This window comes from Pseudomonas sp. 3296, assembly GCF_031456615.1.
Lineage (GTDB): Bacteria > Pseudomonadota > Gammaproteobacteria > Pseudomonadales > Pseudomonadaceae > Aquipseudomonas > Aquipseudomonas mucoides.
On record NZ_JAVDUY010000005.1, the window covers coordinates 213,785 to 228,052 of the forward strand.

At 60.8% G+C, this 14,268-nt stretch carries 14 protein-coding genes; 4 read left to right on the forward strand and 10 right to left on the reverse strand.

The genetic code is table 11. The features are described 5' to 3' along the window. Positions 1–17 precede the first annotated feature (17 nt). Both J2X66_RS15025 and J2X66_RS15030 read left to right on the forward strand, forming a co-directional pair. Positions 18–1,337, forward strand: coding sequence for an MFS transporter (locus J2X66_RS15025; protein WP_310265631.1), 1,320 nt, complete (start codon positions 18–20; stop codon positions 1,335–1,337). A gap of 178 nt (positions 1,338–1,515) precedes the next feature. After that, a complete protein-coding gene (locus J2X66_RS15030) occupies positions 1,516–2,145 on the forward strand; it encodes a flavin reductase family protein (RefSeq protein WP_310265633.1) in 630 nt (209 codons plus the stop codon). Here J2X66_RS15030 and J2X66_RS15035 read toward each other — a convergent pair whose 3' ends face one another. Both J2X66_RS15035 and J2X66_RS15040 read right to left on the reverse strand, forming a co-directional pair. After that, positions 2,146–2,376: a hypothetical protein gene (locus tag J2X66_RS15035; protein WP_194940562.1), complete on the reverse strand. Its 231-nt coding sequence runs from the start codon at positions 2,374–2,376 to the stop codon at positions 2,146–2,148. Between the two features lie 41 nt (positions 2,377–2,417). Beyond that, positions 2,418–2,771, reverse strand: coding sequence for an antibiotic biosynthesis monooxygenase family protein (locus tag J2X66_RS15040; RefSeq protein WP_310265636.1), 354 nt, complete (start codon positions 2,769–2,771; stop codon positions 2,418–2,420). A gap of 335 nt (positions 2,772–3,106) precedes the next feature. On the opposite strand from J2X66_RS15040, the gene J2X66_RS15045 reads away from it, so the two are divergent. Then, complete coding sequence (locus tag J2X66_RS15045) at positions 3,107–4,036, forward strand: AraC family transcriptional regulator (protein WP_310265639.1); 930 nt, start codon at positions 3,107–3,109, stop codon at positions 4,034–4,036. A 106-nt stretch (positions 4,037–4,142) separates the two neighbouring features. On the opposite strand, the gene J2X66_RS15050 is transcribed toward J2X66_RS15045, so the two are convergent. From J2X66_RS15050 to J2X66_RS15075, 6 genes are all read right to left on the reverse strand, one after another. Next, positions 4,143–5,198 carry an ABC transporter ATP-binding protein gene (locus tag J2X66_RS15050; RefSeq protein WP_310265641.1) on the reverse strand — a complete coding sequence of 352 codons (1,056 nt, stop codon included), beginning with the start codon at positions 5,196–5,198 and terminating at the stop codon, positions 4,143–4,145. 18 nt (positions 5,199–5,216) lie between these two features. Next, positions 5,217–6,065 carry an ABC transporter permease gene (locus J2X66_RS15055; RefSeq protein WP_310265643.1) on the reverse strand — a complete coding sequence of 283 codons (849 nt, stop codon included), beginning with the start codon at positions 6,063–6,065 and terminating at the stop codon, positions 5,217–5,219. Then, positions 6,062–6,970: an ABC transporter permease gene (locus tag J2X66_RS15060; protein WP_310265645.1), complete on the reverse strand. Its 909-nt coding sequence runs from the start codon at positions 6,968–6,970 to the stop codon at positions 6,062–6,064. The genes J2X66_RS15055 and J2X66_RS15060 overlap by 4 nt, the downstream gene beginning before the upstream one ends. A gap of 143 nt (positions 6,971–7,113) precedes the next feature. Beyond that, a complete protein-coding gene (locus J2X66_RS15065; RefSeq protein ID WP_027922889.1) occupies positions 7,114–8,217 on the reverse strand; it encodes an extracellular solute-binding protein in 1,104 nt (367 codons plus the stop codon). A gap of 217 nt (positions 8,218–8,434) precedes the next feature. Continuing rightward, the gene (locus J2X66_RS15070; RefSeq protein ID WP_310265646.1) at positions 8,435–9,883 is read right to left on the reverse strand and encodes an aldehyde dehydrogenase family protein; all 1,449 of its coding nucleotides are present in this window, start codon (positions 9,881–9,883) and stop codon (positions 8,435–8,437) included. After that, the gene (locus tag J2X66_RS15075) at positions 9,880–11,517 is read right to left on the reverse strand and encodes a 5-guanidino-2-oxopentanoate decarboxylase (protein WP_310265647.1); all 1,638 of its coding nucleotides are present in this window, start codon (positions 11,515–11,517) and stop codon (positions 9,880–9,882) included. The genes J2X66_RS15070 and J2X66_RS15075 overlap by 4 nt, the downstream gene beginning before the upstream one ends. A 161-nt stretch (positions 11,518–11,678) precedes the next feature. Between J2X66_RS15075 and J2X66_RS15080 the strand changes: the two genes are divergently transcribed. Next, positions 11,679–12,560 (forward strand): LysR substrate-binding domain-containing protein, encoded by an 882-nt coding sequence (locus J2X66_RS15080; protein WP_310265648.1) that lies wholly within the window; start codon positions 11,679–11,681, stop codon positions 12,558–12,560. A gap of 66 nt (positions 12,561–12,626) precedes the next feature. Here the strand turns inward: J2X66_RS15080 and J2X66_RS15085 are convergent, their stop codons facing one another. Together J2X66_RS15085 and J2X66_RS15090 are read right to left on the reverse strand one after the other, a co-directional pair. Then, the gene (locus J2X66_RS15085; protein ID WP_310265649.1) at positions 12,627–13,241 is read right to left on the reverse strand and encodes an NAD(P)-dependent oxidoreductase; all 615 of its coding nucleotides are present in this window, start codon (positions 13,239–13,241) and stop codon (positions 12,627–12,629) included. Positions 13,242–13,318: 77 nt separating this feature from the next. Further along, complete coding sequence (locus J2X66_RS15090; RefSeq protein ID WP_310265651.1) at positions 13,319–14,206, reverse strand: MBL fold metallo-hydrolase; 888 nt, start codon at positions 14,204–14,206, stop codon at positions 13,319–13,321. Between the last annotated feature and the right edge of the window lie 62 nt (positions 14,207–14,268).

The following is a 14,268-nucleotide window of genomic DNA, read 5'->3' on the forward strand; positions in this document are numbered from 1 at the left end:
AAACGAAGGATCCTTCAATGGATAACTCCAACGCCCTGCCCCTTGGGTCGGCTGCCGTGCCGGCTAAAGAAAGAACCACTGCCAGTCGCATCAAATCGATTTTCAGCGGCTCCGTCGGCAACATGGTCGAGTGGTACGACTGGTACGTCTACGCCGCCTTCTCCCTGTACTTCGCCAAGGCCTTTTTCCCTAAAGGCGACACCACCGCCCAACTTTTGAACACCGCCGCGATCTTCGCTGTGGGCTTCCTGATGCGCCCGATCGGCGGCTGGCTGATGGGCCTCTACGCCGACAAGGCCGGTCGCAAAAAAGCGCTGATGGCTTCGGTGTACCTGATGTGTTTCGGCTCGCTGCTGATCGCCCTGAGCCCGGGTTATGAAACCATTGGCATCGGCGCACCGATCCTGCTGATTTTCGCCCGTCTGCTGCAAGGCCTGTCGGTCGGTGGCGAGTACGGCACCTCGGCGACCTACCTCAGCGAAATGGCGACCAAGGATCGTCGCGGTTTCTACTCCAGCTTCCAGTACGTGACCCTGATCTCGGGTCAGCTCATCGCTTTGGCGGTGTTGATCGTGCTGCAACAAGTCCTGACCACCGAACAACTGTACGACTGGGGCTGGCGCATCCCGTTCGCCATCGGCGCACTGTGTGCCGTGGTCGCGCTGTACCTGCGTCGTGGCATGGAAGAAACCGAGTCGTTCACCAAGAAAGAGAAGGCCAAGGAAAGTGCGATGCGCACCTTGATGCGCCATCCGAAGGAACTGATGACCGTGGTCGGCCTGACCATGGGCGGTACCCTGGCGTTCTACACCTACACCACCTACATGCAGAAATACCTGGTGAACACGGTCGGCATGAGCATCTCCGACTCCACCACCATTTCGGCGGCGACGCTGTTCCTGTTCATGTGCCTGCAACCGATCATCGGCGGGCTGTCGGATAAAGTCGGTCGTCGGCCGATCCTGATTGCCTTCGGTATTCTGGGGACGCTGTTCACCGTGCCGATCCTGACCACCCTGCACACCGTTCAGACCTGGTGGGGCGCGTTCTTCCTGATCATGGCGGCGCTGATCATCGTCAGCGGCTACACCTCGATCAACGCGGTGGTGAAGGCCGAACTGTTCCCGACTGAAATTCGTGCACTGGGGGTTGGCTTGCCTTACGCCCTGACCGTGTCGATCTTCGGCGGTACGGCTGAATACATCGCGCTGTGGTTCAAGAGCATCGGCATGGAAACCGGGTATTACTGGTATGTCACGGCGTGTATTGCAGTGTCGTTGCTGGTGTACGTGACCATGAAAGACACCCGCAAGCATTCGCGGATCGAGACGGACTGATTCAGCCCGCGCAACAAAAACAGGGGCAGACCTTCACGGGTCTGCCCCTTTTCATTGAATAAACACAATCCCCGGTAGGAGCCAGCAAGCCGGCTCCTACGGGATTTGCTTCTGCTGGAAATTATGGGTTCATCCTTGCACTATGAACGCCATCCGCACACTGCCCAGGAACCCCTCCATGCCCGACGACATCCACTACTACGAACCCGCCAACGGGCACGGCCTGCCACACGACCCGTTCAACGCCATCGTCGGCCCGCGCCCCATCGGCTGGATTTCCTCGCAGGATGCCAACGGCCGCTTGAACCTGGCGCCATACAGCTTCTTCAACGCGTTCAACTACATTCCGCCGATCATTGGTTTTTCCAGCGTCGGGCGCAAAGACAGCCTGAACAACATTGAACAGACCGGCGAATTCGCCTGGAACCTCGCCACTCGCCCATTGGCCGAGCAGATGAACCAGAGCTGTGCGATGGTCGGGCCAGAAGTGAATGAATTCGAATTGTCCGGATTGACGCCCGCCGCCTCGACAATCATTCAGGTGCCACGGGTCGCTGAAAGTCCGGTGTCCTTTGAGTGCAAGGTCACGCAGATTATCCAGTTGCAGCGCGCGGACGGGAATGTGGTGCCGAGCTGGCTGATTCTCGGCGAAGTGGTCGCCGTGCATATCGCCAAATGGCTGTTGAAGGATGGCGTCTACGACACCGCCGCGGCAGAACCGATTCTGCGCGGCGGCGGGCCAGCGGACTATTTTCAGCTGGGGCCAGAGGCATTGTTCAAGATGTATCGCCCAGGGGCGGTCAAGTAGTTACCAGAGCAGGTCGGTATTTTCCTTGACGTCCTTGAGGCGGGTCAGCTCTTTGGCGGCGGCTTCATCGGCTTCATGAGCGGTCTTGAAGGTCTGGTCTTCGAGGACTTTGTGGAAACGCGGTGCGCCCGCGCCACCCAGGGCTTTGACGGCGATGGCGGCGTGGTATCCACCCTCACCCGGTACTACTGCGGAAACGGCTTCGAAGTGTTCAAAGGCTTTACGTGCCATGTCGCGGATCCTGGCTGGTTGAGAATGCGGTCATTAAACCCTCAACCCGCCATTTTGTGTACCCACGACTGGGTCTGACCCTGCGCCTGGGCCGCCGACACTTCCTTGAAAGTGTGGAAATCCAGGCTGTTGACCACCAGGTCCTGCACCAATTCAGCAAACACGTCCATCGCCGGGGTGCTGAAGTACGCGGTCATGGCCTGCTGGTTGATCCAGAAACCGGACACCAGCCACAACTCGGTATCGCATTGCGACTGTTGCAGGGTAAAGCTCAGGCAACCCGGTGCATTGCGCGTCGGCTCGATCAGGGCGCTCAGACGCGCACCGAGTTCCACCGAACGCCCGGCGTGGGCACGGACAAAGGCCATATGACTGACGGGGATCTGCGTAGACATGTTCAACCCTCCCAGGTACTCGAGTGGCAGCCGTGGGACGGGCTGCGACAGGATCAAAGGTTAATCGCGCACCCGACAGCGCGGTTAGTCGATTCCTGCCGGCTTGTTGCACAATCCTGCGCGCATCGCAAAGAAACCTTGCCAACCGGCAAAAGGCTTTCAGGTCAATGAAACCGAGCTTTCAAGCAAGTTTTACGGGGGCTGCCCAATGCTAGAGGCGCCGCTACATCACCCCGTGCAGAATCAGGCAAGGTTGAGGCAGGATGTGTCTACCGCTTCGTCTTGCACAAACATAAGCTGAGTGCATTATCCACGCCCCACCGAGGATGCCTTGCATGTCGTCGCTCGATCATTTTCAAGCCCCACTGGACGCCGAGATGGAGAAACAGCGCGCGGAACTGGCCGCGATCATCCGTCGCTATACAACCGATGATGGCAATTATGAGACCGCCGTCGGCTCGCTGTTCATGGCCAAACACAGCAAGTCCCACGACTTTGCCCCGGTGCTCGCCCAACCGGCGTTGTGCATCATGGCGCAGGGGCGCAAAGAGGTGCGGCTGGCGGACGAATACTTCAATTACGACCCGCTGCATTACCTGGTGGTCTCGGTCTCGATGCCCCTGAGCGGACGGATCGTCAATGTCACCTCGCAAGAACCGATTCTCTCGGTGCGGCTGGACATCGACCCGGCAGAAATCAGCGCGCTGATTGCCGATGCCGGACCTTTAGGTGTACCGACCCGACCCACCGGCCGTGGCCTGTATGTCGAGCGGATCGACAGCGCCATGCTCGACGCCGTGCTGCGTCTGGCACGTTTGCTCGACACGCCAAAAGACATCGCCATGCTCGCGCCGCTGATTCGTCGGGAGATTCTTTATCGGTTGTTGCGCAGCCCCCAGGGGCATCGGCTGTATGAGATCGCGATCGCCAACAGCCAGAGCCATCGCATCAGTCAGGCGATCCAGTGGCTGAACGGCAACTATGAGCAGCCGCTGCGTATCGATGATCTGGCGAAAGAGGTGAACCTGAGCGTGTCGACGTTGCATCACCGGTTCAAGGCGATGACGGCGATGAGTCCGTTGCAGTATCAGAAGCAGCTGAGGTTGCAGGAAGCGCGGCGGTTGATGCTGGCGGAAGGGTTGGAGGCTTCGGCGGCGGGGTATCGGGTGGGGTATGAAAGCCCTTCGCAGTTCAGCCGTGAATACAGTCGGTTGTTTGGGGCGCCGCCGTTGCGGGATTTGGCGCGGTTGCGGCTGTCGGTTTAGCGCCCTGCAGGAGCAAGGCTTGCCCGCGATGACTTGATGCGGTGTATCAGTTACACCCAGTCATTGTTCATCGCGGGCAAGCCTTGCTCCTGCAGAGCGGTGGATGTTAGGCCCCGAGTACGCGGCAGGCCTCAGCCGGCAACGTCACCGACACCGGGTTGCCAATGCTCAACCCGAACCCCTGGCACGGTGTGCTCAGCGCGGTAAACGACACCCCGGAACACTCCACGGTGGTTTCAATCGTCGCGCCGATATCACGCACGAACGTCACCTTGCCAAGCAAGCGATTCCCGGCCGTCGCCTGCGGGTGCGACAGTTGCAGGTCTTCCGGGCGAATCAGCATCTTCACTTTCTCGCCGACCACAATGCTGCTGCAGATCGGCACGTCCAGTGCATCGCCCCCCGGCAGACCGACCTTGCCATTGCCCAACGCCGTGGCCGGGAAGATGTTGCCCGAACCGATAAAGTCCGCGACAAATTCGTTGGCCGGGTGGCGGTAGATTTCAATCGGCGTGCCGACTTGCTGCACACGGTGCTCACCCAGTACCACGACGATATCGGCCATGGTCATGGCCTCACGCTGATCGTGGGTCACCATGATCGTGGTGATGTTCAGGCGCTGTTGCAGCTGACGGATCTCCACTTGCATCGATTCGCGCAGCTTGGCGTCCAGCGCCGACAGTGGCTCATCCAGCAGGAGGATTTTTGGTCGCGAAGCAATCGCCCGGGCAATCGCCACGCGCTGACGCTGACCGCCGGAGAGTTTGGCCACCGGGCGATCAATCATTTCCTGCAGCTGAATCAGCTCCAGCAATTCCACCACCCGCGCCTGCTGGTCAGCCTTGCTGACGCCACGCAGTTTCAGTGGATAAGCGATGTTCTCCCCCACGGTCATGTGCGGGAACAAGGCCAGGGATTGAAACACCATGCCGAAATTACGCTGATGCGCCGGCGTGTGGCCGATGTCCTCACCGTCCAGGCGAATCTCGCCGCCGGTGAGGGTTTCGAGGCCGGCGATCATGCGCAGCAGCGTGGTTTTACCGCAGCCCGACGGGCCGAGGAAACACACCAGTTTGCCCTCGGGCAAATGCAGGTTTACATCCTTTACCGCGCAGGCCGAGCCGTAGTGTTTCTCGACGTTTTCCAGAATCAGACCAGACATGTGAATCACCTCAAGAAATCAGAACGAAACGCCACCTTCACCGACCAGCTTCTCCAGCGCCCAGATCAGGACGAAGTCGATCAGCACGATCAGCACGGCAAACGAGAAAACGGTAGGGTCGAGCGAAGACACGGTGCGGCTGTACATCCAGATCGGCACGGTCATGACGTCGATGGTGTAGAGGAAATAGGTCACGGTGAATTCGTTGAACGAGACGATGAACGCCAGCAGCGCACCCGCCAGGATCCCCGACTTCATCAATGGCACCACCACATCGACAATCGCCCGGGTCGGCGAAGCACCGAGCATTTGCGCGGCCTCCTCGACTTCGCTGCCGATGGACAGCATCGCCGCGGTGCAGTTTTTCACCACAAATGGCAACGCCAGAATCACGTGGGCAATCACCAGCCGCGAGGTGGTCATCTGGAACGGCAGGCTGTCGAACACCAGCAGCAACGCCAGGCCCAACACCACCATCGGAAACACCAACGGCAACGACATCAGTTGCAGCGCCACGGCCTTGCCGCGGAACTCGCAACGGGTCAGCGCATAAGCGGCTGGCACCGCGATGATTGTGGCGAAGACCATGGTCAGGCAGGACACCATCAAACTGGTGGTCATGGCTTTGCCCAGGCTCAGCACGTCGCTGGCGTCTGGCGAAACGAAGGTGTGCCAGGCAGCCTTGTACCATTGCAGGCTGTAGCTGCTCGGCGGGAAGTCGAGGTTCGACGAGCCGCTGAACGACATCACGATCATGGTCAGGATCGGCAACACCGCCAGCAGCAGGATGAAGCCCGAGAGGATGCCGGCGAACTTGCCGGTTTCGCCCGGCAGCAGCCCATAACGTTTCTTGGTCAGGGTACTCATTGCGAAGCCTCCAGCATGCGCCGACGGCGGCCAGTGATGTATTCGGACAAGGTCATGATCGCGAGCGTGGTGACAATCAACACCACACCGGCAGCGGACGCGGCGGGCCAGTTCATCAGCGGGGCGATCTGGTCATGGACCATCACCGCCAGCATCGGCACGCGTCGACCACCGAGCAGCAAAGGCACCACGAAGCTGCTGGCGTTGTAGGCGAACACCAACGTCGCGCCGGTAATGATCCCCGGCATGCTCATCGGCAACACCACCTGGCGGAACACCTGGAAGCGACTGGCGCCCAGGGTCGCAGCAGCTTCTTCGTAAGTACGGGCGACGCCGCGCATGGCGCTGGCAATCGGCAACACGGCCAACGGGAACGCGGTTTGCACCAGGCCCATCAGTACACCGTTCTGGTTGTAGAGCAACATGATCGGGCGTTTGATCAGACCGAGGCCCATCAGTGCCTGATTGAGCATGCCGCCCGGGCCGAGGATCACCAGCCAGCCGTAGCTTTGCAGCAGCAGGTTGACCAGCAACGGCAACAGCACCGCAGCGAGGAACACTCGGCGCACGAACGGCGAGGTCAGGCGCGACATGGTGTAGGCCACCGGGATCGCCAGGACCACGGCGATCACAGCGCTGATCAGCGCCAGGCGCAAGGTCAGCAGCAAGGATTTGAGGTAATACGGTTCGAGCAATTGGGCATAACTGGCCAGGCTGAACCCGGTCCATTCCGCGCCCTTGGTGCCCACGCTCATGCGCAGGACCAGCAGGCTGGCGGCGATCAGCACACCCAGAAACAGCATCGACGGCGACAGGAAAAACCAGGCGCGGGTCGTTGGCGAAACACCCCGACGGGCACGCTCGGGGGCGATGCTGACCGGATGAGTCAAAGGTTGGTGTTCCATAGCAAGGGTCTCGTCAATGGAAGATCTCGGCGAGTGCTGGGCACTCGATCGCGGGCAAGCCGTGCTCCTGCAGGTAAGGCGCTGCTCTTGCAGGAGCAAGGCTTGCCCGCGATGAGGTTCAAAGAACCTCCCTGTGATTCAGATCAGGAAGAAAAGATTTCCGTGTAGCGACGAATCCATTGGTCATGCACGGTGGCCAGGAAGGCGTTGTCGTGCATGATCGCCTTCTCGGCAATCTGCTCTGGCGTGAGGATGTACGGGCTCTTGCGCGCTTCGGCGGAGATGATCGCCTTGGCGTTGACCGGGCCGTTGTAGATGTCTTCAGCCATCTTGCCCTGCACCAGCGGGTCCAGAGAGTGGTTGATGAAGGCGTACGCCATGTCGGTGTCGCCCGGACGGTTCTTCGGCATCACCGATTGCATCAAGTCGGTGTAGAAACCTTCCTTCATGCCAAAGGTTGCGCTCAGGCCGTAGGCCGGGTCGCGGATCTGTTTGGGGAAGAATGCCGGTGCGTACAGGCCGCCCATGTCCAGCGAACCGGTGCGGAACAGCTCGGCGATCTGGTTCGGGTTTTCACCCAGGGTGACTACGCGATCTTTCAGCTCGGCGAGTTTCTTGAAGCCCGGCTCAATGTTGTGCTCGTCACCACCGGCCAGTTTGGCGGCGATGATGATCAGGTCCATGGCCTCGGTCCAGTTCGGCGGCGGCAGGAAGATGTTTGGCGCAGCGTCGGCATCCCACAGGGAGGCGTAGCTGGTTGGCGCTTCTTTCTGGGTGCGGGTGCTGTAGACCAGGCTGTTGCACCAGAGCAGGTAACCGATGCCGTGGCCATTGGCGCCGGTGCGGTATTTTTCCGGAACATCGACCAGGTTCGGGATACGGTTGAGATCGGGTTTTTCCAGCAGGTTGGCGGCGGCCAGACCTTCGGCGCCGACGCCGGCCAGGGTGATGATGTCGTACTGCGGACGATCACCGCCGGCCTTGAGTTTGGCGACCATTTCCGAAGTGCTGCCGGTGCGGTCAGCGATGACTTTGCAGCCGTACTTGTCTTCGAAGGTCGCGGCGATGTTGCGCAGGGCTGCCAGGCCAGTGTCATCGGACCAGGTCAGCAAACGCAGCGTCTTGCCCGCAAAGCGTGTGTCGCTGGCATTGGCCTTCATGAACGGCATGCTCATGGCGGCCGCTGCCACCGAGGCTACGCCTACGGTCTTGATGAATTGACGTCTGTTCAGATCATGTTCGCCCATAACGGACTCCCTTTGTTTTTGTAGGTATAAGGCAGGTCGAAACTGTTGCATCCGCGCGACCGGATCTGCATTGGCCCCCGTATTTTCGGGGGTTTGGCTGAGCCGGCAAGTTCATCCTGAGGTCGTGTAAAACACCTGACTATCGATAAAAACTCATCGAAGCCATGACGCCAGCGCATGCCTCCTTTCGAGGCATGCGCTGACCTTTTTCGTGCCGTCAGACCGCCCGGATCACGTGTTTGATTTCCTGGAACGCCTGCAAGCCCCACGGCCCCAACTCGCGGCCGATGCTGCTTTGTTTGTAACCACCCCAGGCGGTTTGCGGGAAGATCACCTGCGGCGCGTTGATCCACACAAGGCCCGCCTGCAAGGCGTTGGCGACCCTATCAGCCGCCTCGGCATTGCGCGTGACCACGCTGGCCACCAGGCCGAACTGGCTGTCGTTGGCCAGGGCAATCGCCTCGGCTTCTGTGGCAAAACTGCGCACGCAGATCACCGGACCGAAAATCTCTTCACACCACAGCGCACTGTCGAGGGGCACTTCGGTGAAGATTGTCGGCTGCAAAAAATATCCGCGAGGCAGATCGGCCGGGCGATTGCCACCACAGATCAGCTTGGCGCCGGCACTCAAACCTCGATCGATGTGGCCCAGCACACGCTGGTATTGCGCCTGATTGACCAGTGCGCCCATTTCCACGGCCGGATCAAACGGGTCGGCCACCCGAATGGCTTCGGCGCGCGCCTTCAGGCGCAGCAGGAATTCATCGGCCAGTTCATCGGCGACCAGCACACGGCTGGTAGCGGAACACATTTGCCCGGCGTTGAAGAAACCGCCGCCACAGGCCACGTCCACCGCCAGGTCGAGGTCGGCATCGGCCAGCACCAGCAACGACGATTTGCCGCCCAGTTCCAGGCTCACGCCTTTGACGGTTTCCGCCGCACGTTGCATGACTTGCACGCCCACCGCGTTGCTGCCGGTGAAAGAAATCTTGGCGATGCGCGGATCAACCGACAGTGGCGCGCCAACGGCCAGACCGGTGCCGCACACCAGGTTGAAAACGCCGGCCGGCAACCCGGCTTCAGCGATGATCGACGCCAGTTCCAGTTCCGGCAGCGGTGTCACTTCCGAAGGCTTGAGCACCACGCAGCAACCGGCGGCCAGGGCCGGAGCGAGTTTCCACGCGGTGGTGACCATCGGGAAATTCCACGGCACGATCAGGCCGACCACACCGGCCGGCTCGCGGCGCAGACGCGCGCTGAAATCGTCGCTCGGCAATTCAACGGCGCTGTCTAGTTTAGCGTCGAGGCCTTCGGCCAGACCGGCGTAATACTCAAACGTCGCGATCACGTCGTCGACGTCGATGGCCGCTTCGAACAATGGCTTGCCGTTGTTGCTCGACTGCAAATGCATCAGTTTTTCACGACCAGCCTGCACGCCCGCTGCGATGTTGCGCAGGATCGCGCCGCGCTCGGCGCCGGTGGTTTTCGACCAGGCGGCAAAGGCGTTGGCGGCCGCGCTCACCGCCTGATCGACAGACTCCGCATCGCCGCCATTGACCGTGGTCAACAAGGCTTCGGTCGCCGGGTTGATCACGCGCAAGTGTTCGTGGCCGGCCGACCATTGGCCATTGATGAACAGACCGTCGAGCGTGGTTGGAAAACTCATTTCGACACCGCCTTCATCCACTGGGTCTGATCGATTTCAATCAGGGTCGGGCCTTGGCGATCCGCCGCAGCACGCAGCGCCGTACGCAATTGCTCGACGTCGCTGATGGCTTGCGCCGCGCAGCCCAAGGCCTTGGCCACACCGATGAAGTCCGGGGTGTAGATGTCCACGCCGACCGGCTCGATGGCGCGGTTGACCATGTATTTCTTGATCTCTTCGTAGCCCTGGTTATTCCACAGCAGCACGATCACCGGGGTGCGCGCTTCAACGGCACTGGCCAATTCCGGCAGGGTGAATTGCAGGCCGCCGTCGCCGATCAGGCACACCACCGGAGGACGCGAACCGCCTTCGACGCTGCCGCCGAGCCAGGCGCCAATCGCCGCTGGCAAGGCGTAACCCAAGGTGCCGTAACCGGTGGACGAGTTGAACCAGCGACGCGGGCGCTCGGGGTTGAAGGTCAGGTTGCCGGTGTACACAGGCTGGGTCGAATCGCCGACGAACACCGCGTCTGGCAGCTCGTGCAGGACGGTTTCGAGAAAGCGTGTTTGCGCCAGGGTCGGGGCATCCCAGCTCTCGGCGAGTGCCTCACGCAAACGGGAGGCACGCACCTGACCCCAATCATTGGCGCGCTCGGCCAGGGACTTGTGGGACAGCGCGCTCAGCAATGCCTGAGCAGCGTTGCGCGAGTCGGACACCAGCGCCACGTGCGGCGGATAGTTGCGCACGGTCTGGTCCGGGTCGATGTCCACGCGCAGCAGCTTGCCCGGGATTTCGAAACCACCGGCGAAGGTGACGTCGTAGTCGGTCTCGGCCAATTCGGTGCCGATGGCCAGGACCACGTCGGCTTCGGCCACCAGTGCGCGAGTCGCGACCAGGCTCTGGGTCGAACCGATCAGCAACGGGTGACTGGATTCGAGCATGCCTTTGGCGTTGATGGTCAGGGCCACCGGCGCGTCCAGCAGTTCGGCCAGTTCAGTCAGTTCGGCAGCGGCATCGATGGCACCGCCACCGGCGAGAATCAGCGGGCGCTTGGCGCCGGCCAGCAACTCGGTCATGCGCGAGACGGCGGTCGGCGATGCACCGGCGCGGTCAATGTTCACCGGTACGCTGGTCAGCAGGTCATCGGCTTCTTCAACCAGCACGTCCAACGGAATTTCGATGTGCACCGGACGCGGACGGCCAGCCTGGAACAGCGCAAAGGCACGGGCCAGCACGCCCGGCAACTCGGACGCCGACATCAGGGTGTGGGAGAACGCCGCCACACCGGCGACCAACGCGCCCTGGTTCGGCAGTTCATGCAGCTTGCCGCGACCGCCGCCCAACTGGCTGCGCGATTGCACGCTGGAGATCACCAGCATCGGGATCGAATCGGCGTAAGCCTGGCCCATCGCAGTGGTGATGTTGGTCATGCCAGGGCCGGTGATGATGAAGCACACACCCGGTTTGCCGCTGGTGCGGGCATAACCGTCGGCCATGAAACCGGCGCCCTGTTCGTGACGCGGAGTGACGTGGTTGATGCTCGAACGGGCCAGCCCGCGATACAGCTCCACGGTATGAACCCCGGGAATGCCGAACACCTGCTCAACCCCGTAATCTTCGAGTAACTTGACCAATACTTCGCCGCACGTCGCCATTGTGTTTTGCCCTTCTTGTTCGTTTGAGACGCCGGGCCTGCACAGTGTTTATGATGAGTGGGCAGGTCCAGGGATGGCCTCATTGGAACGGGCGACACGTAGCCTCAACAATGGATAAAAAGTCATACTAGCCATGTCCTCACGTCATACCTTGGATCCCAATGAAACGACTGCCTCCCCTGCCGGCGCTGCACACTTTTCTGATTACCGCGCAGTGCTGCAACTTCACCCGGGCCGCCGAACAGCTGCACATCACCCAAGGCGCGGTAAGCCGGCAGATCGCCGGGCTCGAAGATCACCTCGGTTATGAACTGTTCATCCGCCAGGCTCGCGGCCTCGATCTGACGGCTGAAGGGCGGGAATGGCTGCCACGGGTGCAGCAGATTTTCGGCCTGATCGATGAGGCCGTTGAACAGATCGGCGAGAAGCGCGAAACCCTGCAACTCAAGGCGCCGACCTGCGTGATGCGCTGGCTGTTGCCGCGTCTTTTGCAGTGGCAACGGGAGCGCCCGGACGTGCCGGTGGAACTGACCACCACGGTCAAGCACGGCGTGGATTTTCATCGTGAGCAGTTCGATGCGGCGGTGATGTACGGCGTGCCACCGGACAGCACGTTGACCTCGCAACGCCTGTTTGAAGAAATATTGACGCCGGTCTGTTCCAAACCGCTGCTTGAAGGCCCGGTGCCGTTGCAGACCCCGGAAGACCTTCAGCGGCACATGCTGCTGCACCCCACCCGTGATGAGCGTGACTGGAAAGCCTGGCTGGCCACGGCCAATGTTCGGCTGAACAATGTCAGCAAGGGTCAGCACTTCGAAACCCTGGACCTGGCGATGTCGATGGCGTCACAGGGGACGGGTGTAGCGATTGGCGACTGGTCGTTGATTGGCGATGACTTGAGCGCCGGGCGACTGGTGATGCCGTTTGAACTGAAGGTGAAAACGGGGTTGGCGTATTACCTGGTTTTGCCGCACAAGCCCGCACCTTCGCCGAAGTTGCAGGAATTGTTGGGGTGGCTGGTTGAGCAGGCTCAGTCACGCTAGCCTTCTGAAGCCTTGATCGTTCCCACGCTCTGCGTGGGAACGATCGGTGACAGGGGTTCAGTGGACTCAGTAGCCTACGGTGAACCGCTGGCGGGAGTGCTTCGGCACTTCAACTTCATCGATCATCGCAATCGCATAATCGGCAAACGTGATCCAGCTGCGCCCTTCACGGCTCACCAGCAAATCATCCTGGCCAATCCGGAACACACCCGTGCGCTCGCCTTCGACAAACTCCGCCGACGGTGACAGGAAGGTCCAGTCCAGGTCATTTTCCTGATGCAGGTTCTCAAGGAACAACGCCCCGGCACCCGCCTCGGCTTTGTACGCTTGGGGAAAGCCCTCGCTGTCGATCACGCGAGTCCCTCCCGGCAACAACAATGAACCGGCACCGCCCACCACCAGCAGACGTTTCACCCCGGCCTTTTTCACCGGCCCGATCACCGCCGCGACGGGGAGTGTCGAGAAATGCGCGGCGCTGATGACCACGTCATGACCCGCCACAGCGGCTTGCAACGCTTCGCCATCAAGGGCATCGACATTCTTGCTCACCACACCGGCACGCTGACCGATCTTCGACGTGTCGCGGGCAATGGCGGTGACGCTATGACCACGACGCAGGGCTTCTTCCAGCAATTGGCTGCCGGCACGGCCAGTGGCCCCGATGATTGCGATTTTGCTCATGACGTTCTCCAGTTGGCTTGGATGTAGTTGTTGATCGTTCCCACTCTGCGTGGGAACGATCATTCACAGGTGTCCGGTCATTCGCCCCACTTCATCTCGCCCTTGGCGACTTTGGCGCTCAGCTCCAGCGAGCTTTCTTCGCCCAGCGTCGGGAAGCGTTTTTTCATCGCGGCGATCAGTGCGGCGGAATCCTTGGCCTTGGCGGTTTCTTCGTCGAACGCCTTGATGTATTCAGCCGTGAACCGCACGGCCGCCAGGGAGCGGGCGCTGTCACCGAGGTAATGACCCGGCACGATGGTGTTCGGTTTCAAGGTTTCGATGGCGTGCAGCGTCGTCAACCAATCGGCGTGGGACTGCGGGGTTTGCGTGTCGGCCATCCAGACATGGATGTTTTCTGCCACAACCACCCCACCGACAACCGCTTTGATCGATGGAATCCAGACGAAGGTGCGGTCCGGCTGCTTGCTGTCCAGCCCCACCACCTGCAATTTCTGCCCTTCCAGTATCAGGCTGTCGCCCTTGAGCACGCCGGGCACGATGGTTTTCGCCGGTACGTCAGCGCCCATTTTCGGGCCCCAGAACGCCAGTTTGCCGTCGACGGTGTGCTTGATGTGATCCACTGTCGGCTGCGAGGCCAGCACTTTGGCGTTGGGGAACGCGGCGGTCAGGGTGTCGAGGCCGAAGTAATAATCCGGGTCGCCATGGCTGATGTAGATGGTGCTCAGTTGCTTGCCGCTGGCGCGGATTTTCTCGACCACTTGTTCGGCCTGGGACTTACCAAACTGCGCATCCACCAGAATCGCTTCTTTCTCGCCACTGACCAATACCGACGTCACCGGGAAGATCGCCTTGTCGCCGGGGTTGTAGACATCCAGGGTCAAGGTCGAGGCCGCCGCTGCATGGGCCGCGAAGCCGAGAGCGGCGGTGGCCAGCAAAATACGCTTGAGGGTGGTGAAACCGATCATCTGTTGCTCCGTAATCCGAATGCCATGCTTGGCGATGGGAGGGAGCTTAGTTGCATGACTCA